Origin of the sequence: uncultured Psychrobacillus sp. (assembly GCF_938022135.1) — a bacterium.
In the GTDB taxonomy this organism is placed as follows: domain Bacteria; phylum Bacillota; class Bacilli; order Bacillales_A; family Planococcaceae; genus Psychrobacillus.
Genome location: NZ_CALIED010000023.1, coordinates 64,594 through 84,778 on the forward strand (window position 1 = coordinate 64,594; position 20,185 = coordinate 84,778).

16 protein-coding genes and 1 other RNA gene are annotated in these 20,185 nt (G+C 35.9%); 14 read left to right on the forward strand and 3 right to left on the reverse strand.

Going from position 1 to position 20,185, the window contains the following annotated elements:
* Position 1: 1 nt before the first annotated feature.
* The 9 genes from Q0371_RS05880 to Q0371_RS05920 all read left to right on the forward strand — a co-directional run bounded on the left by Q0371_RS05880 (position 2) and on the right by Q0371_RS05920 (position 12,607).
* Positions 2-2,281 (forward strand): DEAD/DEAH box helicase, encoded by a 2,280-nt coding sequence (locus Q0371_RS05880; RefSeq protein WP_298469391.1) that lies wholly within the window; start codon positions 2-4, stop codon positions 2,279-2,281.
* Positions 2,271-3,545 carry a ribonuclease H-like domain-containing protein gene (locus Q0371_RS05885; RefSeq protein ID WP_298469394.1) on the forward strand — a complete coding sequence of 425 codons (1,275 nt, stop codon included), beginning with the start codon at positions 2,271-2,273 and terminating at the stop codon, positions 3,543-3,545. Before Q0371_RS05880 ends, Q0371_RS05885 begins: the two co-directional genes overlap by 11 nt.
* A gap of 79 nt (positions 3,546-3,624) precedes the next feature.
* The gene (gene gpsB, locus Q0371_RS05890; protein ID WP_169359541.1) at positions 3,625-3,921 is read left to right on the forward strand and encodes a cell division regulator GpsB; all 297 of its coding nucleotides are present in this window, start codon (positions 3,625-3,627) and stop codon (positions 3,919-3,921) included.
* 65 nt (positions 3,922-3,986) lie between these two features.
* Positions 3,987-4,370: RNase P RNA component class B (gene rnpB / locus Q0371_RS05895), an RNA gene on the forward strand.
* A 218-nt stretch (positions 4,371-4,588) separates the two neighbouring features.
* A complete protein-coding gene (locus tag Q0371_RS05900; RefSeq protein ID WP_298469399.1) occupies positions 4,589-6,313 on the forward strand; it encodes an EAL domain-containing protein in 1,725 nt (574 codons plus the stop codon).
* Positions 6,313-7,440 carry a class I SAM-dependent RNA methyltransferase gene (locus Q0371_RS05905; protein ID WP_169359540.1) on the forward strand — a complete coding sequence of 376 codons (1,128 nt, stop codon included), beginning with the start codon at positions 6,313-6,315 and terminating at the stop codon, positions 7,438-7,440. Before Q0371_RS05900 ends, Q0371_RS05905 begins: the two co-directional genes overlap by 1 nt.
* A 57-nt stretch (positions 7,441-7,497) precedes the next feature.
* Complete coding sequence (locus tag Q0371_RS05910; RefSeq protein ID WP_298469402.1) at positions 7,498-9,399, forward strand: ATP-dependent DNA helicase; 1,902 nt, start codon at positions 7,498-7,500, stop codon at positions 9,397-9,399.
* 182 nt (positions 9,400-9,581) lie between these two features.
* Complete coding sequence (locus tag Q0371_RS05915; protein ID WP_298469405.1) at positions 9,582-11,453, forward strand: hypothetical protein; 1,872 nt, start codon at positions 9,582-9,584, stop codon at positions 11,451-11,453.
* A 413-nt stretch (positions 11,454-11,866) separates the two neighbouring features.
* On the forward strand, positions 11,867-12,607 hold the full coding sequence (locus Q0371_RS05920; protein WP_340883687.1) for a CsxC family protein: 741 nt from the start codon (positions 11,867-11,869) through the stop codon (positions 12,605-12,607).
* Positions 12,608-12,871: 264 nt separating this feature from the next.
* Here the strand turns inward: Q0371_RS05920 and Q0371_RS05925 are convergent, their stop codons facing one another.
* Genes Q0371_RS05925 through Q0371_RS05935 form a run of 3 tightly spaced genes read right to left on the reverse strand, consistent with a single transcriptional unit; the run spans position 12,872 to position 15,160 of the window.
* Entirely contained in the window at positions 12,872-14,539 is a 1,668-nt protein-coding gene (locus Q0371_RS05925) for a b(o/a)3-type cytochrome-c oxidase subunit 1 (protein ID WP_298469408.1), read from the reverse strand.
* A 1-nt stretch (position 14,540) separates the two neighbouring features.
* Entirely contained in the window at positions 14,541-15,017 is a 477-nt protein-coding gene (locus Q0371_RS05930; protein ID WP_298469411.1) for a cytochrome B5, read from the reverse strand.
* A 20-nt stretch (positions 15,018-15,037) separates the two neighbouring features.
* Positions 15,038-15,160: a cytochrome c oxidase subunit 2A gene (locus tag Q0371_RS05935; RefSeq protein WP_298469414.1), complete on the reverse strand. Its 123-nt coding sequence runs from the start codon at positions 15,158-15,160 to the stop codon at positions 15,038-15,040.
* A 694-nt stretch (positions 15,161-15,854) separates the two neighbouring features.
* Between Q0371_RS05935 and sleB the strand changes: the two genes are divergently transcribed.
* The 5 genes from sleB (at position 15,855) to Q0371_RS05960 (ending at position 19,938) form a co-directional block, all read left to right on the forward strand.
* Positions 15,855-16,589 carry a spore cortex-lytic enzyme gene (gene sleB, locus Q0371_RS05940; protein ID WP_298469490.1) on the forward strand — a complete coding sequence of 245 codons (735 nt, stop codon included), beginning with the start codon at positions 15,855-15,857 and terminating at the stop codon, positions 16,587-16,589.
* Between the two features lie 9 nt (positions 16,590-16,598).
* Positions 16,599-17,882: a PepSY1/2 domain-containing protein gene (locus Q0371_RS05945; RefSeq protein ID WP_298469417.1), complete on the forward strand. Its 1,284-nt coding sequence runs from the start codon at positions 16,599-16,601 to the stop codon at positions 17,880-17,882.
* 71 nt (positions 17,883-17,953) lie between these two features.
* On the forward strand, positions 17,954-18,601 hold the full coding sequence (locus Q0371_RS05950; RefSeq protein WP_169359588.1) for a flagellar brake domain-containing protein: 648 nt from the start codon (positions 17,954-17,956) through the stop codon (positions 18,599-18,601).
* A gap of 74 nt (positions 18,602-18,675) precedes the next feature.
* Positions 18,676-19,350, forward strand: coding sequence for a (d)CMP kinase (gene cmk / locus Q0371_RS05955; RefSeq protein ID WP_205964054.1), 675 nt, complete (start codon positions 18,676-18,678; stop codon positions 19,348-19,350).
* A complete protein-coding gene (locus Q0371_RS05960) occupies positions 19,351-19,938 on the forward strand; it encodes a lysophospholipid acyltransferase family protein (RefSeq protein ID WP_169359587.1) in 588 nt (195 codons plus the stop codon).
* Positions 19,939-20,185 lie beyond the last annotated feature (247 nt).

Sequence of the window (20,185 nt, forward strand, 5' to 3'; positions counted from 1 at the left end):
CATGCTAAAAAACAAAAGTATAGCTGAGCTATTAGATGATTGGAGAATTGATAATAATCGATTTCCACAAATAGAGCATATCCATACTGTGGAGGAGAAAGAAGCCGTATATGCTCCTTTTCCACATCAAATGCATCCATCCATCACAAATGCTTTAAAAAAGCGAGGGGTGGAACAACTCTATATTCATCAAAGACAAGCCTTCGATGCTGCTTCCTTAGGGAAATCGTTTACTGCAATTACCCCCACCGCCTCTGGAAAATCTCTTTGTTATCATCTTCCCGTATTGCAATCTATTATGGAAGATCCCACCTCTCGAGCAATTTACTTATTTCCGACTAAAGCGTTAGCACAGGATCAGAAAAGTGATTTAAATGAATTGATTCGGGAAAGCGGGGAGGAGATTTTAAGTTATACCTATGATGGTGATACCGAGCCGGGAATACGCCAAAAGATTAGGAAATCAGGACATATAGTGCTGACCAATCCAGATATGCTGCACTCAGGTATTTTGCCGCACCATACAAAATGGGTTTCACTATTTGAAAACCTTAAATATATTATTATAGATGAAATTCATACATATAAAGGTGTATTTGGAAGCCATGTTGCACATGTCATTCGTAGATTAAAAAGAATCTGTGAATTTTATGGTAGTAGCCCTCAGTTTATTTGTACATCTGCCACGATTAAAAATCCTAAGGAGCTTGCTGAGAACTTAACAAACGAATCACATTTACTTATAAATGAGAACGGTGCACCTGCTGGAAAAAAACATTTTGTTTTTTATAATCCTCCGATTGTACATCCCGTTTTTAATGTGAGACGAAGTGCAGTATTAGAAGTGAGAGACCTTGCACAAGAGTTATATGTCAATGGAATTCAAACGATTGTTTTTGCTAAAAGCAGAGTAAGAGTAGAAATGCTAGTGACTTATTTGCAGGCTCTAGTAAGTAAAAAAATAAATGACCAATCTATTCGTGGTTATCGAGGCGGTTATTTACCTTCTGAACGACGAGATATTGAAAAAGGACTCCGGGATGGAGTAATTCGTACTGTAGTAAGCACAAATGCATTAGAACTAGGTGTAGATATTGGCCAGCTCCAAGCATGCATTATGACTGGATACCCTGGCAATATAGCTAGTGCATGGCAGCAGGCAGGACGAGCTGGGCGTAGGCAGGATGAAGCGCTCATAATTTATGTGGCACAATCTACTGCCCTAGATCAATACGTAGTTAAGCATCCAGACTATTTTCTTGGACAATCACCGGAAGAGGTTCGAATCCATCCTGATAACATGATTATTTTGATGGATCATCTTAAATGTGCCGCTTTTGAGCTTCCTTTTACGACTAGCGACAATTATGGTGAATTTTCAATTCAGGAATTGCTAGAGTTCTTAGAAAGTGAAGGGGTTCTGTTAAAAACAGCAGATAAATGGCATTGGATGTCCGAAAGCTTTCCTGCTAGTAATGTTAGTCTTCGTTCTGCCTCCCAAGACAATGTCATTATAATTGATCAGTCAGTACCTACTAAAACTCGAGTCATAGGAGAGATGGATCTTTATAGTGCGATGACCCTGCTTCACGAGGAAGCTATATACCTTCATCAAGGAACACAGTTTCAAGTAGAGAAATTAGATTGGGAAGAGAAAAAGGCATTTGTTAAAGAAGTGGACGTGGATTATTTTACAGATGCTAATATTGCAATCGAGCTAAAGGTGCTAAGTGAGGATAAGGAAAAAGAAGCTGATATTGGAACACTACGTTTTGGAGACATTATTGTTCTTGCTCAGCCGACCATCTTCAAAAAGATTAAATTTGATACGCACGATAATATTGGATCAGGTAAAATACATTTACCACCTTTAGAGCTTCACACTACATCCACTTGGTTTAGCTTTGATAAGCCAAATGACTGGTCGGAAACCTTGCTTTCAGATGCGATGACGGGTGTAGCATATGCTTTGCATTCATTTATACCATTATTTATTCATTGTGATTCTAAGGACATTCATGTAGTCCCACAAGTAAAATCAGTAAACGTGGAGAAGCCTACTTTCTTTATGTACGATAGCTATCCTGGCGGTATTGGTTTATCCGAGAGAATGTTTGACCTATGGAATGACTTAGTTCCAAAAGTTACAGAGCAAGTCGCGAGCTGCCCATGTACTGGTGGGTGTCCAGCTTGTATTGGAGCACAAGATGCTGAAAATAACTTAAAGAAAGAAGTTATAAAATTACTGCATATGCTACAGGTGGATCGTTATGTCATATGAGAAAAAACTATTAGAGATGAAGGGACTTCTGAAGAAGAATGTGCCCGAGAAACAGCCCAAAAAGGAAGTGCCAGAAATTGCACTTCCTTTTTATACAGAACAATGGAAACAAGCTGGTTTAAAGCTTATAAAAAACGAGAAGGGTTTTTTCTTTTTAAAAGAAACATTTTATCGTAAGAAGCATATACATGGAACTATTGGTTTGGATAAGCTGGAGGAGGCAATTTCCTTTATGCAAGAGAGATACCCAAATCATCCACTTACGGTTTCACCAGGTAATCCTTTTTGCTTCTATGATACAGAAACAACTGGGTTAAAAGGGACAGGTGTGCTCATTTTTTTAAATGGTATATTAAAAAAAGCGCCCGGGGGATACTTGCTTTCTCAATATGTGTTAGTAGAGCCTGGGCAGGAAGCAGCGTTTCTGTTAGCTACTGAATTTTGGAAAGATACACAAACTATTATTACTTATAATGGTAAGAGTTTCGATATTCCACAGTTAAATACTCGCTGGACGATGAATCGCAATAATCTTCCGCCATTAAAAGATCATGAGCAAATTGATTTAATGCATTCCTCCAAAAGAATATGGAAAGGTGATTTAGAGAGATTTAAACTAAAGCAAATAGAAGAGAGCAAACTGGGCTTTACAAGAAAAAATGATCTTCCAGGACACTTGGCACCCATTATTTATTTTGATGCAGTAAAACAAGGTGATCCTACTAATCTTATGAGAATTTTAAAGCATAACGAATGGGATATCTTATCACTTGCAACTCTCTATACTTTATCGATAGATCTTTTAAAAAAAGAAGAATCACTAGAAACTGCTAACACTTACACGAATATCGGTAAATGGTTTAAAGACCTAAAATCAAAAGATGCGAGCAATAAATGGTTTGAATTCGTCGTAGACCAATTTTCAGAAAGTGAAACAAGCGTCGCATACTTTTATATTGGATTACATTTAAAAAGACAAAATCTAATAGAAGAAAGTGTAGAAGCATTTGAAATAGCTTTAAAGGAAATCGACGGGAAATATCGTCTAAAGGTTTTAGTGGAACTTGCAAAGCTTTATGAACATCAGAAGAAAGATTATCAAAAAGCATTAGAAAAAACGCAGGAATGCTTAGATTATTGGAGTAAGACTAGGATGGATTCTCCTAAAGGTTTTGAAGGTGAGCTTCTTAAGCGGGAAATAAGAATAAAAAGAAAAATAGATATTTCCCGGGAAAGCGCACAACCTAACAAAAAACGCACATAATCACGCGAAATTACTCCATTATTCGACACCATTATGCTATAATACGAGTAGCTAATTGTAGACGGAAGGAAGATGCTACATGGAATTTAAACTTAAAGCTTCTGATATATTAGAAAAAGAATTTAAAACGGGTCTTAGAGGCTATAACCAAGAAGAAGTAGATATGTTTTTAGACGATATTATTCAAGACTACGAAGCGTTTGAAAAGAAAATCATTCAACTGCAGCAAGAAAACAAGCAACTTAGAGAAGAGCTAGAGGAAGCACCACGTAGATCTGCTCCCGTACAACCAGCAGCAGGTGCAACTAATTTTGATATTCTAAAAAGATTATCTCATTTAGAAAAACATGTATTTGGAGCTAAATTGTACGAATAATATTATATCAAAAAAGAAAATTTGTGTTTTCATGTCAAATCATATACAATGTAATTACCACTTATTTATTCGGGCAATCGCTGCAATGCTTAGACATTGTAGAGGAAAGTCCATGCTCACACAATTCTGCGATGAATGTAGTGTTCGTGCTTAGTGAAAAAATAAACTAAGGCAGCCTTTTGGCTGACGGCGGGATGAAGGCCTAAGTCTTCGGATATGGCTAACAATCTCTGAAAGTGCCACAGTGACGAAGCTGGATAGGAAACTATACAGGTGGAACGAGGTAAACCCCACGAGTGAGAAACCCAAATTATGGTAGGGGCATTTTCTTGAAGGAATTGAACGGATAGAAAAACAGATATTAATCTGTAGATAGATGATTGCCGTCCACATACGTACGAGGTAGTTCACCGTTTGAGTACCGTGGAAACAAAACATGGCTTATTGAGTTTATGAGTGGCTATAATTAATAATACGAAAAGCTCTCCAATCACGGAGAGCTTTTCTTTTCTTGACTACATATTTTATCATGAGAGAGTAAAACCTCACCCTATACTATTATTTATCTCAGGTTGCTTGATTGATGTCTTAAAGGCAGGTTATTAATGCTTTAATAGAATTGTATTTTATCATCGAGTTAGTACTGAGGGGAAGCAGGTCCTAGAAAGTGAAAAAAGAGCAACATCCCGAAAGCTTTTCTTTGTACCCAAAAGAGCTAGTAGAGAAAGTATTTAATTCCACTACTGAGGGTATTATGATTACGGATGAACATTTAAAAATTACTTTAGTGAATGCTGCCTTTCAAGCGGTTACTGGATATAGCTTGGAGGAGGTTAGAGATAAAACTCCTAGCATATTAAAATCCGGAAAGCAGGACAAATCATTTTACGAATCCATGTGGAAAAAGTTAGACAAAAAAGGAACTTGGCAAGGTGAAATTTGGAACAAAAGGAAGAATAGTGAAGTATACCCTGAGCACTTAAAAATTACTAGAATTCAAAACGAACTAGGCGAAACTACACATTATTTTGGAGTGTTTTCTGATATTTCCATAAAAAAAAGTGCAGAAAAAGAAATAAAGACATTGACTTCAACGGATTATCTCACAGGTTTACCTAACAGGTTCTCTTTTAATGAATTGTTTTTACAGTTAATTGAAAACTCGACTCCAAATAGCTTCAGTGCACTTTTGTTTATCGATTTAGATCGTTTCAAGCAAGTGAATGCATCACTTGGAAATGAAATAGGAGATAGAATTCTAGTTGAATTTACGAAACGTGTCAGGCATATAACACCAAAGGATAGTATCTTGGCAAGGTATGGTGGAGACGAGTTCTTACTTGCACTTTCACATATTAAATCACATATAGATGCTGGCCAAATTGCTATTGAAATTATTAAAATGCTAAGCAAGCCATTTATAATAGATGATTTGGAAATTTATTTAACCGCTAGTATAGGAATCAGCTTTTTTCCTCAAGACGGACAAGAAATAGATGAACTTATTCACAAGGCAGATAAGGCAATGTACTTTGCTAAGCATAATGGCCGTAATCAATATGCATTTTACTTTGAAGAGTTGAAGAGAGATTCGAAAAGGCTGCTGTTATTGGAGGCTGAACTGAGAAAGGCGATACAAGCAAATGATTTCTCCGTCCATTACCAGCCTAAAGTTTCCTTGGAAACAAAAACCATTATTGGAGTAGAGGCTTTAGTAAGGTGGGAAAATGATCAGGTAGGTACTGTATCTCCAGCAGAGTTTATCCCACTTGCTGAAGAAACTGGCCTAATCATCCCATTAAGTGAGTTAATTATTAAAAAAGTATGTTTAGATATCCTTGAATGGAGAACACTTGATATTAGTAATATTTCAGTATCCATTAATATTGCATCTATACATTTTCAACAAGATAATTTTATTGAAAGAATAAACAACTTGGTAATGCAATATAATTGTAGTCCACAGCAGCTTGAATTAGAATTAACTGAGCGCACTATTATGAAGGATTCTAATAATATTATATCTAAGCTTATAAAGCTTAAAAGTAATGGATTTAAAATTTCTATTGATGATTTTGGGACAGGATACTCGTCCTTGAGTTATTTAAACCAATTTCCTATAAACTATTTAAAAATTGATAGAAGCTTTATTCAGCACATAACTACCTTAAAGGATAAACAAGCAATAGTGGAATCTATTATTTTAATGTCACATCGTTTGAATATTAAGGTTGTAGCTGAAGGTGTAGAAACGAAGGAACAAGTAGAAATTCTAAGGGAAATGAATTGCGATATTATCCAAGGATACTATTATAGCAAGCCAGTTCCAAGTAAAGGGCTAATGGATTTCTTAGAGTTATGGGAGATCCATAAGCAAGAAGGGAAGGTATAATGACAACATTTAAATTAGTAGCTACTGCTGCAATGGGGCTAGAGGCAATCGTTGCAGAAGAAGTAAAAGCACTAGGATATGAAACAACAACTGAAAACGGAAAGGTATATTTTGAAGGAGATGAAAGAGCAATTGCAAGAGCTAATACATGGCTACGAGTTGCAGACCGTGTAAAGATTGTAGCTGCTCAGTTTCCTGCCAGAACCTTTGATCAACTGTTTGAGAATACTAAAGCGATTCAATGGGAGAAGTTCCTCCCTGTAGATGCTGCTTTTCCTGTACAAGGCAAATCAGTCAAATCAACATTATTTAGTGTTCCTGATTGTCAGGCTATTGTTAAAAAAGCGATTGTAGAAAGATTAAAGCTAGCCTATAAACGAATTGGGTTTTTAGATGAGTCCGGGGCTACATACAAGATAGAAATTAGTATATTGAAGGATGTAGCGACTATTACCATTGATACTAGCGGAGCTGGACTGCATAAGCGCGGTTACCGACATGGTCAAGGGGAAGCACCTTTAAAAGAAACCTTAGCAGCAGCTTTAGTAAAAATCTCTAAATGGAGTCCCAATAGACCTTTTGTTGATCCTTTTTGTGGTTCCGGTACAATTCCAATTGAGGCAGCCATGATTGGGCAAAATATTGCTCCAGGATTTAACCGTGATTTTCATAGTGAGGCTTGGGCTTGGATGCCTCAAAAAATTTGGGATGATGTAAGAAATGAAGCTGAAGATTTAGCCGACTATGACCAACCTTTAGAAATAATTGGTTCAGATATTGATCATAAAATGATTCAAATTGCAGAGCAGAACTCTTTTGAATCAGGCTTTGCTGATTTAATCAGCTTTAAACAAATGCAGGCAAGCGACTTCTCTACGGACCTAATGGATGGCGTGATGATTGGTAATCCACCTTACGGAGAGCGTATAGGCGAAATTGAAGAAATTGAGAAAGCTATTAGTGACCTAGGACATATGATGGAAAAATATCCTTCTTGGTCAGTTTATATGTTATCTTCCATGGAGAATTTTGAAAATCTGTATGGTCGTAGAGCAACGAAGAAACGTAAATTGTTCAATGGGTTTATAAGAACAGATTACTATCAGTTTTGGGGTAAACGTTCATAACAGTAGGGGAGACTAAGCTCTCCCTTGCTGTTATATTATATTTAAGGGAGTTAGAAAATGAAGCAAGCTTTACCATTTAAATTATCTAAGGACCGTTCTTTCTTTGAATCATTAGGAGACTGGATGGGAGACGTTTTATACGATGAATTACCCGAAAAAGGATTTGAATGTCGTGATGAGCAAATTTTCATGGCTTATCAAATTGAAAAAGCTTTAAAAGAGAAAAATGTCTTGTTTGCAGAGGCTGGAGTAGGTACAGGAAAGACGATAGCTTATCTACTACCTGCTATTTCTTATGCGAGATATACTGGAAAACCAGCACTTATCGCCTGCGCTGATGAAACACTAATAGAGCAGCTAGTAAAAGAGGCTGGCGATATTTTTAAGTTACAAAATTATTTAGATATAAAAATAGATGTGAGATTAGCTAAATCACGCAATCAGTATTTGTGTCTTAAAAGACTAGAAGAGGCTCAAAAAAATGGAGAGAATGACTTCTTCATAGAAGAAATTGAAGATGGTGTTCCTGATTTTGTTTATGGTTCTGCTTCTCTACAAAGCATATTTCCTTTTGGTGAAAGAAGCCAGTTTCCTGGAGTTTCGGATGTAGATTGGCAAAAAGTTAACTTCCATCCTACTCAACAATGTACAGTTTGTGATTTACGCAATCGATGTGGGCAAACTATTCACCGTCAACATTACCGGGAATCATCTGATTTAATCATCTGCTCGCATGACTTTTTAATGGAGCATCTTTGGACAAAAGACTCTCGCATTCGTGAAGGGCAGCTACCTTTTTTACCTGAAGTCTCTATGATTGTACTGGATGAAGGACATCTGTTAGAATTTGCAGCTCAAAAAGCACTTACATATGAAGTGCAGAGTGAAACACTGATCCGTTTACTAGAACGGGTGATGGTTGACGGGGTCCGAGAAAAAACGTTAAATCTTATGGAAATACTTCAAAATACACATGAGAAAATTTTTAGTGTATTAAGAGTGGGAAGTGTTACTGAGGAAACCGAACGTATGAAAATTGATAAGTCACCTCAACTAATGCAGCTATGTAAGCAGGCGATTAAAATTACAGACGACTTGCTTGAGGAATTTGTATTTGAATCGGAACTGTTTACGATTCCAGAATATGAGCTAAGAATGGTAGAAGAATTTTTAGAGCAGTATTCATTCTCGCTAAGGCTGTTTACAGAAAAAGGTGATGGCGTTGAATGGCTAGAAATAATCGATGGCTATGAAACACTTATTATTATGCCAAGGCTAGTAACGGATATTTTAAATGAAAAGCTATTTAGTACTAAACTGCCTGTCATTTTTTCTTCTGCAACTTTATCCATAGAAAAAGATTTTACTTATTTGGCAGATTCTTTAGGAATTGAGAAGTATCAATCATTTTCTGTACCATCACCATTCGACTATGATGAGGTTATGAAAGTTACAGCTCATCATGTTAGTCAAGTAGAAAAAGTTCAAGAAACAGATAAGATATTGGATTCTACTAGTCAAACCCTCATTTTGTTTAAGTCTAAAGCTGCGATGGATCATTTTAGAGCATCGACTCAAGCCAAGGACATTGCTTTTGAAGGGGACCGTGAGCTTTCGACTATTGTAAAGGAATTTCAAAATGGAGAATTCTCTACGCTTTGTTCTTATCATTTATGGGAAGGCTTAGACTTACCTAAAGAAGCTTTAACTCGAGTAATTATCTATGATCTGCCATTCCCACCTGTAGATCCTTTATTCGATGCAAAACGTTCGTTTTCTAACGATCCCTTTGAAGAAGTAGAATTACCGTTTATGCTGCTTCGACTTCAACAGGGAATAGGACGTCTTATCCGTACGTCTGATGATCACGGTGAAATACACCTTCTTCTAAATGAGTCTGAAGCGTTAATAGAAGATCGCTTTGCACGTATCTTACCTACAACCATTTCAAATGAATAGTACTAAATTTTAACCTTTTACTTTAGAGTATCGCCATGAAATTACTCGAATTCCTTCTTATTATAAGGAATTTGTGAAATCATATGACGATCTTTGAAGTAAAAGGTTTTTTTTTGAACGAATTCCTTCTAACTGAATAATATAAATAATACAGGGCAAACGTCTCAAGTAATAAGAGAAAGGTGGGGTTAATCATACCAAATATAGAGGATGAAGTTGTCTTTACGAAAGAAGAGGCTGTTACATTTAATATTGCTAGTGACTTTCACTACAATAATTCAGCGGGAAAATTGACTGTTCCATGGTTTGATTATGGTGCGTTCGTTGAAATAAATAACAATCAGAAGAAATGTATATGCTTTTCAGTTTTACAACCAGTAGAATCGGCTGAAGTGGAAAGTGATGACCAAGTATCAGCAGATGATAGCATAACTGACATAGAAGAAATATATGCGTCTGATATTAAAAAAGTAAAACGACGTACTTTTAAAAGAAAACGGCGCAGACGATTTATAGACACAGTACCATCTGAAGATAATATAATGATAAATGGCCCTCAAGAAAATACAAAGGAAAATAGTTTATTCAATTTTTTAAGGGAAGAAAAAAATTCACTTAAGCCATACTATCTGCTATCAAATCATAAAAATAAAAGTAAACAGCCAAATCAACTAAAATATATTAGGGCTTATTTGCCAACACCGAGCCGTAAAATAAATCATGTATTAGAGTATGAAAATGCAGATTATAATCATGAATTAGAAGTGATGGCTTACATTGAGTCAGAAGAAGAACCAACAGAATGGAATGCCACAGAACAAACACCGCTCCAGGATTCTTCCTTCTTTATTGAGGCGCAAGCAATTGAGATCCCTTCCCTACAAGAAGATTCAAAAGAAGAGGAATCTATAGAAGAAACAAACATTCCTGCAATACCTTCCTACGACAGTAAAGAGGAAATGCTGGTTTTAGGAAATGATGTAGATTATTCTTCCATAGAAATTGCTCATGAAATAGATCCATTAGATTCCATAACTAAAGAATTAGAATTTACTAATGAAGATAGTATAAGATTTATGGATGAAAGTCTTCGAGACACGTATTTGTCTGTAATGATTAGTAGTCTGAAAAAAAATATTGCTAGTAAAGAAGCGGATGAAAGTGACGACTTCAACACGTTACCAGATAACACTCATCATCAAGAGGAAAACATATCTACTATAGAAAAAGAATCTCTTTTAGAGGAAGAGGAGATATTACTCACTAACTTGGTTGCAGAAGAAGATTCTCAAGATTTAGAGGAAGTAATTTATAAGGTAAAGGGACCCACCTCTAATATAAAAACAAAAACCATATATATTCCGTTTTCTACCTACGTAGATATTGAAGATTTTATGAACCCTGCACTTTATGGTAGTGCAAAGCAGGAAGGGTATAATTTTTTACCTACAAACAACGATCATTTCCCACTTTTAGATACAGTATTTTTTGATAGTATGTACTTTTTTCAAGAAGATCTCTATTGCCATCTGTTAGGTTATAAAGTGCATGAAATTCTCTTTTCTGCTCATAACAATGACTCACAAAAACTATCTGTAGCAGAAAATAACCTATATAAGTCCCAAGTTAAAGTTAGACATAATTCAGGACAAAAGGAAAATAAGCTCCCGTTAGCGGTGCATATTAAAGTACCTGTAATTATAGGGGAGTATGATGTTGAAATATGCTTAAAAAGAGCCTTGGATTTAGAAGAAAGAGTAGTTAATATTAAAGAATTATCAAAGGATATTCAATTGGCTTCTTGTAAATTCATACCTTCCTCTTTCGAGCAATCCAACGAAGAAGGTGTTCAACAGGCAACGAGAGGAAAGCTGTTAATAGAAGGGACTATTATACAAAGAATTGAATATACCGTGTTGTCGGAAAGCGAGGAAAAGCAAAGGAAAAAAGATGTACCGTCTGAATCGCCTAAAGTGCAACAAAATGCTGTAATTGAATTAGTTTTGCAGCTTTTACAAGTTCAGAAAGTGTATTATCCATCTACAAAAAAATAAACTCCACTTGTACTGTAATTTTGTTAGTGCAAGTACCTTTTTTAATGTAGCCATCTCTAACGAATGTGTTCGTTGGTGATGGCTTATTTAATTGCTCATTATTTATATAAATCTTTTAAGCAGTAGGCGACGAGTCCAGTGGGATTACTGCTATATACGGTTCCTAGCCCATTCAAGAGAATGGCGATTATGAATTTCATAGAGCTAGTAAAATTTAAATTATTGGTTGTGAATAGTATGAGGAAATCTCTAAGCTATATTACACAGAAGAGTTATTTAAACAGTTAAATAGATAAATAATATCGACATAATTTACGTTTCTGTGTCTATTGCTTATACATCCATCGGTGATTTTACATAACTTAAAACAGAAATGAATTAATTTCGCAAAAAATGAATGGAGGAAATTTTAAATGAATGAAGAGAACGGTTTAAACAATGGCGATTTGTCCAATGTTTACCCATGTCCGGTAGATAATGCAAGGTCTCTACCACAATTACAGGATGAACCTGTTGATCCTTGCGTAGTACCCGATAATTTTTACCCGATTATTAAGGTGCCAGCTGTATTGGCGGAAACTACAATTCAAATAGTAGTAGAAGCAGATATATTATTAGATCCACCTGCAAGCGAAATCAAAAGAGTACACAAGGATGTATTCTTGACACAATGTAAGCTTGTACCGGTAAGGTTTGATCCGATGGATTCTTGCGATGGCTCTCGCAGAGTTACTAGAGCTAAATTATTTGTTGAAGGATTTATTAGAAAGGACATCGAATACGCAACTGATGATTGTAACGGTGTAATTTACGATCGTATTGCTTCCGTACCTTTCACAGGCTTTGCTGACTTAAATGGGTCTGATTTTATTCTATATCCTATCATTACTAAATCTTCTGAAAGTCAATCCCGTTTCATTAATCCGAAAAACAGTGAAATGCCTCGTTTAGATAAGTATTTCTTTGAAAACAGTACTTTCTATAATGAGCAGCCTTATTGTGAATTGGTGAGAGCTGAGTTTTTCGAGCTTGACTACTCTCCGTGCTTAGTGGATATGCGCGATACTTTTGATACGCTTACAGAGAAAATGGTAGTAGACCTAACTTTAAAAGTACTACAAATTAGACAAGTAAGAGTACGGTCAGAGGGGTAAAAATTTAAATAATAGACAAAGCCCTATTTGGGTGGGCGTGTGCTTAAATATGTATAATGATATATACATTTTTAAAAGGGAGTGCTCTAAAAGTCAGAAGTTTGGCTTTTACGGGTAGTCCCTCTAACGCCTTGTCCATACATAGAAACTGCTAAAGTTTGTAAACGACGAGACGATCAACAAGTGCAAGATTATAAAAACAAAAAGAGAGACTGTTTATATGAACAGTCTCTCTTCCTTCGTATATATTTAAAAGAATTATAGTTACCAGAATTTATAACCTTTTGAACCTGGAGGAGCATTTTGAATCATATCAAACACCGGAACCGTATAAGCAAATAAAATTAAGAAAATACAAATCGTTAACCATATTTTCCAGTTTTCGAGTGCCATCGGTGTTTTTTCTGCATTTTCGGATACTTCTCCAATTGGAAATTCTGTATCACCTTTAGGAGCAAACCATACTAATTGAGCTACTATATATAAGACTAAGATGATACCGATGAATAAAATTGTACCGCCAACTGCTTGTGCGATTTGGTAGGGAACCCACTCGGCTGCCTGGGCAGATTCACCATAGGTTGAGAAATCTGATCGGCGGGGGGCTCCCAATAATCCAGCAATATGCATTGCCCCAGACATGATGGACATACCTACTGCCCAAACAATACCTTGTATAATAGCTAGCTTATTCATTTGTTTAGTCAACACTCTACCAGTAAGGTGGGGGATTAACCAATAGGCTGCTCCAAAGAATGTTAAAACGACAGTTGTTGCCAAAGTAAGATGGAAATGACCTGTAACCCAGATAGTATTATGTACTACTTGGTTCATTTGGTTAGATGCATTGATAATACCACCAGCCCCAGCAGGGATGAAGGCAGCCATTCCGATAAATGGTACTAGGAATCGCGCATCCTTCCAAGGTAGCTTTTTAAACCAGCCAAATACGCCTTTTCCTCCAAGCTGTCTTCCACGAATCTCAAATGAAGCAAACATAGAGAAAGCAGTCAGAAGGGAAGGTATAACTACCATCATTGTTAAAACAACTTGCAAGTACTTCCAAAATGAATCAATACCTGGCTCTGTCAATTGATGATGGAATCCAACTGGGATAGAGAAGATTAAGAAAAGCATAAAGGATAATCTTGCTAGTGCGTCCGAATAAATTTTACCTCCAATAATTTTCGGGATGATCACATACCAAACCATATACGCTGGTAATAACCAGAAGTATACTAATGGGTGACCGAAATACCAGAAAAGTGTACGAGAGAGTAAAACATCGATTTTATCTACCCAGCCTAAAGACCAGGGGATTAATTGGAATACTACCTCAACTGCTACACCAAGTGAACAAATAATCCACATAGTTAAATTTACAATAACCATAAAAGTTAATAATGGGCTAGGTTGCTTTGGATTTGCTTTACGCCATTCGATATATTTCATGATCAAGCCAGCTCCGCCAATCCATGAGCCTACTACAACTAATGCCATCCCAACATAGAAAATCCAATGCGCTTGAAGTGGTGCATAAAAAGTATACAACACAGATGCTTCGTTTAATAAAACCATTACTGCAGCAGCAGTAGTGCCGGTTGTCATTGTCCAAAAACCAATCCAACCTAGTGTTCTCTGTTTATCTGTTAATGTGCCGGAAGTACGGCTAACAGCAGCAATTTGAAAACCAAATATAAAGTAAGTAGTTAAAATAAGTCCTAATAAAACACCATGAACAGTTAATAATTGATAGTAACCTATACCCCAAGGAAGGGTGAATTGCCCAGAACGTACAAGGGTTTGTAAGAGTCCGCAAAGTCCTCCTATTAATAGTGCAATAAAAGCTACATGAATATGAGCCATTGCAAGCTTGCCATCACGACGGTCAACTTTCACAAAGCTTTGGGCTTTTTCTGTTATTGTTGCCATGTTACTCAACCACCTTTAACTTCGATGTCATAGACGTGTGTCCTACACCGCAATATTCGTTACATAAAACTAAATACTCTCCAGCTTTATCTACAGTTGTTACATATTCTGAAACGTAACCTGGTTCAAGCATCATATTAATATTTGTATCTACTATCTGAAAGCCATGTATAACGTCTTTCGTTGTTGCTATAAATTTAACCGTAGAACCTAGTGGAACTTCAAATTCTTGTGGGTTATAAAAGAATGCGGATGCAACTACTACTATCTCATAATCCCATTCTTTACCTTCTACTTTGTGAACTCCTGGGTTATTGAATGGAGCAATCTCGTCTACTCGCTCAGGATCAATATATACTTTTGCACTTGGTGGATGTGAACCATAGTGGAAGGCGCTAAAACCAACTATTATTAAAAATAAAACTAGTGAACTAACACCAAATGTTATCCACCATTTTTCATACTTGTGAATATGCATAACCTTTAACCTCCATTAGTTTAAAATCTGTCAATAAATAAATAGAATGCGAAAAACCAAGTGACTAATATAAATAAACCGACAACGCTAACTGATATGAGCGTCCCTTTTAGTTCTGGTTCTTTATTTTGTTTTTTGGACATCTGTCTTACACCTCCAAAACTTTCCTTCTTTTTCTATAGGTACATCATAAATTTAAAAAAACAAAGTTGATGTGATATTTATCACACATACAAAGGTTATATGTGAAGATACTGTGAAATAATTTGAAAGTAACAAAAAAGTAAATAGGAATTGTGATAAAAGTTATATATTAATTTTTAGTGGGGAAATATAAGTGTATGGAAGGATTAACGCATTTTTATGTTGGCTTTGTTAAAGAGTAAGGTTAATTTTATGAAGCAAAGCAAACTTTAAATCAGAGAGTAGAATTGATTTCCGCCCCAGCCGGACGCTTTCCTCGGGGTGAGCGATAAGCCATCACCCATCGCTTACGCGCGTGGTTGTGATGTCTTATCTGTCTCACTCATCCCGTAGGAGTCGCCGTCTGGAGCTACAATCATTAAATGGGAACAGCTTTAGCATCTATAAATCGAAACAATTTACTCGCATAAACAAAATGTTCCTTTTTTAATGTTTACATTCACTATTAAAAAGAATTGTTAGTCAAAATCAACCAATAACTTTAACAAAGTTTTTACTTTTTAATTTCTGTTTTCATGAAAGTCATCATGTATAAATCAATCTTTTTTTACCAAGCTAGTTAAAAAGGAGAGATGACTTATGAAACAGCTAAAATATGTTCTTATTGGCGTAATCTTTTTTACAGCTAGCTATATGTTCTTAACTCAAGAGCAAACTACTCAAGCGTTCTCCGAGCAAACTGTTCAGCGTGGAGCATACGGAGACGATGTAATTGAATTACAAGCCAGATTACAATACATAGGCTATTACACCGGGGAAATTGACGGTAAATTTGGTTATGGCACGTATTGGGCTCTTCGAAACTTCCAAGAAGCATTTGGTTTACCAGTGGATGGTCTTTTAGGACAAGGTACTAAGGACAAGCTAGTGAAGGCTACAAAGTTTGACAAAGAATATGTACATGATCAAATCAATAAGGGTAATCGTTTCTCAGTACATGGAAATACAAACCAGAACCAACAAGCAAATAATAAAAAACCTGAAAGTACAAATATGCAACTACCACCGAAGTATAGTGAAAAAGATTTAAAGCTGATTGCTAACGCAGTTTATGGAGAATCACGAGGGGAGCCGTATGAAGGGCAAGTAGCCGTTGCAGCGGTAATCCTTAATCGAGTAGAACACCCGGACTTTCCAAATACTATTAGTGAAGTAATCTTCCAACCTTTAGCATTCACTGCAGTAGCTGATGGACAAATTTGGCTAGAACCGAACGAGCGAGCTAAAGAAGCAGTACTAGACGCATTAAATGGATGGGATCCTTCAGAAAATGCAATTTACTATTTCAATCCTGAAACTGCTACTAGTAAGTGGATCTGGTCAAGACCACATATCAAAAAAATTGGACAGCATATTTTTTGCTCATAAGGAGACCATATGAAAAAATTTGGATGGGTAATCGCTATAGCTGCTCTTGCCGTATTTGTTGTTTATCATTTTTCAGTACAAGAACAAAACACCAACCTTAAAAATGCTTTAGCAAGTCAATATTCGAATGAATTAAATTCTGCCTCCGAAAAACTGACTGAATTAAGTGATTCCATTGATGAAACATTAATATTTAAAGATAAAGAGTCATTAGATCGTCCGCTGGAAGATGTATGGAGACTGTCTTCAGATATTCGAGCATCTATTTCAGGGCTACCTATAGATCAGGAAACTTCCTCAAGCTGGTTGAACTATTTAACGAGAATAGGTAATGGAGCTACTCAAGTTAGAACAGGAAAAGTACCAATCGAAGAGTGGCAAGGGAATATGGTAAGTGCACGTGAAAATTTAAGAAGCTTAGCCGATCAATGGGCATTCACAAATAGAAACGATGGAAACAAAGATTACATTGTTAATTCCTTTGTACAAAATAAAGTTAATAAAGAAAACGAAAAGAATTGGAAATCCCTTGGAGCATCTGTAAAAGCATATACGGAAAGTGATTTTCCAATGACAGCAAGTGAAACCGATCAACAGAAGAAAAAAGATTTACAACATATTTCGGATAAACCTGTAAGCGTAGAGGATGTAAAAGAAAAGTTTGCAAAGATTTTTCCAGAACTAGCGGATGCCAAAATTTATGTTACAGAAAGTGGAAAGGATGCTCCATATCCCTTCTACCATATTGAATTTCATAAAGACATTCGTATTGGTTACGCCGATTTTACAAAAAAGGGAGGCCATTTATTATCCTTTCTAATGGAAAGACCTTTTGATAAAAATGCTATTGATACGGAAAGCATGAAGAAAAGTGCTTTGGATTATATGAAAAAGTTAGGGTATACAGATACGGAGCTTATAGAATTCCGTGAAAACCACATTGGGTGGCATTTAGCGTTTGCTCGGAAGGACGCAGAAAATGATGCAATCGTTTATGCAGATGGATTACAATTAAAAATTGCAAAAGATAACGGAGAATTACTAGGCCTAAATGCAATGGAGTATATTCAAGAGGAAAAAATAGCCAAACAAAAAGTAATTCCTTTAGATTATAAAACCATATTCGCTGATAATTTAAAAATAGAAGAAGCAAAAATGGCTTACGTTGAAAATGATCAATTACAGCAGCGTCTAGCATATGAGTTACTAACTCGAAGTGAAGACATTGGAACATATAGAGTGTATATTGATACAGAATCACATGAGATTCTGCATTCAGAAAAATTACCTTAAAATAATATATAGAATTCTCCCTCTTTAAATGTCATAATGAAATTAATATGACATTTAAGAGGGTAAAAATTATGCAAATTAAACTAGGGACAAATTTAATACTTGAGCCAACTTTCACAGAGAAGGCTGAGAAATATCGTTGTAAAGTAGTAGATATGGATGATCATTTTATATATGTAGATTATCCTATAGATACAATTACCAACAAAACCGTTGTCATGATGGAAGGTACTCAATTACGTGCCACGTTTATAGAAGAAACGAAATCTGTCTTTGCTTTTCCAACAGAAGTGTTAGGAAGAAAGTTAGGACAAATTCCAATGATAAGACTGTCTTATCCAGACACGGAAGACTTTATGAAAATACAGCGTCGTAATTTTGTAAGAGTTGTATCACCAATTGATATTGCGATTCAATTTGGAGATGAAAAATATCAATCGGTAACAGATGACATAAGTGCGGGTGGGGTAGCCATCATTCTAAATGAGGAAGTGAAATTTAGTGGTGGAGATGAGGTATCTTTAATTATTCCATTATCTTTTAATAATGGAGAAATGAGATATGTATTTACTACTGCTTTAGTCATACGCATCTGGGAGAGAGAATCGTTAAAAATTGCGTCTTTACAATTTACGAATACAGATGATTTAGACAGGCAACAAATCGTTCGTTTTTGCTTTGAAAGACAGTTGCTTATGCGAAAAAAAGGACTAAGTTAAAAGTCTGTATTTACAGGCTTTTTTTTTTCGTATTATTCTGTGATAAAATATAGGCGAATAGAGTGGAGGATAAAATGATGAAACAAATTCAAATAGCAATTGACGGTCCAGCAGCAGCGGGTAAAAGCACAATAGCGAAGCAGACGGCTGAATTATTAGGTTATACATATGTGGATACAGGAGCAATGTACCGAGCAATTACGTATAAAGCACTTCAACTTAACATAAATTTGCAAGATGGAAGCAAACTAACTGAGCTTCTAAAAGATACCTCTATTGAGCTTAAGCCATCTTCTAAAGGACAACTTGTGTTCTTAGATAACGTGGAAGTAACGGACCAAATACGTTCAAAAGAAGTCACTTCGAACGTATCAGTTGTAGCAGCACATGCTGATTTAAGAGAAGAAATGGTGAAAAGACAGATTGAGATGGGTAAATCTGGCGGAGTGGTAATGGATGGACGAGATATTGGAACACACGTCCTTACAAATGCTGAACTTAAAATATTTATGTCTGCAAGTGTTGAAGAAAGAGCAAACAGAAGATTTCTAGAAAACGAAAAAAGAGGAATTCATACAAGCTTAGAAGAATTAATTCATGATATAGCATTAAGAGATAAACTGGATAGCGAGAGAGAAGCATCTCCTCTCATCAAAGCAAAAGACGCTATTTTCATTGATACCACATCTCTTACGATTCATGAAGTTTCTAATAAGATTATGCAGTTGGCAAAAGAAAGGATGGTTTAATTGGAACTGTATTCCTTTGCGAAAACAATTGTTTTTGCAGCGTTAAAACCAATATATAGATTTGAAGTAATAGGAGCTGAAAATTTCCCAAAAGAGGGAGGGATTTTACTATGCTCAAACCATATAGAAAATTTAGATCCTCCTGTCGTTGGGATTAACGCACCACGACCTGTTAACTTCATGGCAAAGGAAGAGCTTTTTAGAATACCTGTATTAAAAAGTTTACTACCGGGCGTAAGAGCATTCCCAGTAAAAAGAGGAATGAGCGACCGTGATGCGCTTCGAAAAGCGTTAAAGCTTTTAAAAGAAGGAGAGGTTGTAGGTCTTTTTCCAGAAGGAACAAGAAGTAAGGATGGAAAGCTTGGAAAAGGTTTTAGTGGTGCTGGTTTTTTTGCCCTTAGAGGAAATGCAAACGTAGTGCCATGTGCAATTATTGGGCCATATAAACCTTTTAGACGTTTAAAAATAGTTTTTGGAGAAGTTATAGATATGGAGCCGTACAGAGAAAGAAGAGCTTCTGCAGATGAAGTTACAGAAGTTATTATGGAACACATCGGTAAAATACTAGACCAATATAAAACGAAATGATTTTAAATACTTTAATCTGTTCTTAACACATCTTTAATAGCTACAGTGTGGCGGGCTCTCAATCATCCTACGGAGAGAGAGAAAATCAACTATTTTCATAAACTAGCATATATGTCACCAGCTTTTAATATTCTCTTGTTTTTATCCAGTTTTTTAGTTTGATAGCGAAGCAAAATGATTAATTGGATGGAAATTTCTATTTCAAAAGTGCTTCTTTTTGTATTTCTGAGAAAGTTCGCATAAAATA

What these genes read in the sequence shown, in the direction of transcription:
- Q0371_RS05880 (WP_298469391.1), top strand. Translation starts at nt 2, where the DNA reads ATGCTAAAAAACAAAAGTATAGCTGAGCTATTAGATGATTGGAGAATT.
- Q0371_RS05885 (WP_298469394.1), top strand. Translation starts at nt 2,271, where the DNA reads ATGTCATATGAGAAAAAACTATTAGAGATGAAGGGACTTCTGAAGAAG.
- gpsB (WP_169359541.1), top strand. Translation starts at nt 3,625, where the DNA reads ATGGAATTTAAACTTAAAGCTTCTGATATATTAGAAAAAGAATTTAAA.
- Q0371_RS05905 (WP_169359540.1), top strand. Translation starts at nt 6,313, where the DNA reads ATGACAACATTTAAATTAGTAGCTACTGCTGCAATGGGGCTAGAGGCA.
- Q0371_RS05910 (WP_298469402.1), top strand. Translation starts at nt 7,498, where the DNA reads ATGAAGCAAGCTTTACCATTTAAATTATCTAAGGACCGTTCTTTCTTT.
- Q0371_RS05920 (WP_340883687.1), top strand. Translation starts at nt 11,867, where the DNA reads ATGAATGAAGAGAACGGTTTAAACAATGGCGATTTGTCCAATGTTTAC.
- Q0371_RS05925 (WP_298469408.1), bottom strand. Translation starts at nt 14,539, where the DNA reads ATGGCAACAATAACAGAAAAAGCCCAAAGCTTTGTGAAAGTTGACCGT.
- Q0371_RS05930 (WP_298469411.1), bottom strand. Translation starts at nt 15,017, where the DNA reads ATGCATATTCACAAGTATGAAAAATGGTGGATAACATTTGGTGTTAGT.
- Q0371_RS05935 (WP_298469414.1), bottom strand. Translation starts at nt 15,160, where the DNA reads ATGTCCAAAAAACAAAATAAAGAACCAGAACTAAAAGGGACGCTCATA.
- sleB (WP_298469490.1), top strand. Translation starts at nt 15,855, where the DNA reads ATGTTCTTAACTCAAGAGCAAACTACTCAAGCGTTCTCCGAGCAAACT.
- Q0371_RS05945 (WP_298469417.1), top strand. Translation starts at nt 16,599, where the DNA reads ATGAAAAAATTTGGATGGGTAATCGCTATAGCTGCTCTTGCCGTATTT.
- Q0371_RS05950 (WP_169359588.1), top strand. Translation starts at nt 17,954, where the DNA reads ATGCAAATTAAACTAGGGACAAATTTAATACTTGAGCCAACTTTCACA.
- cmk (WP_205964054.1), top strand. Translation starts at nt 18,676, where the DNA reads ATGATGAAACAAATTCAAATAGCAATTGACGGTCCAGCAGCAGCGGGT.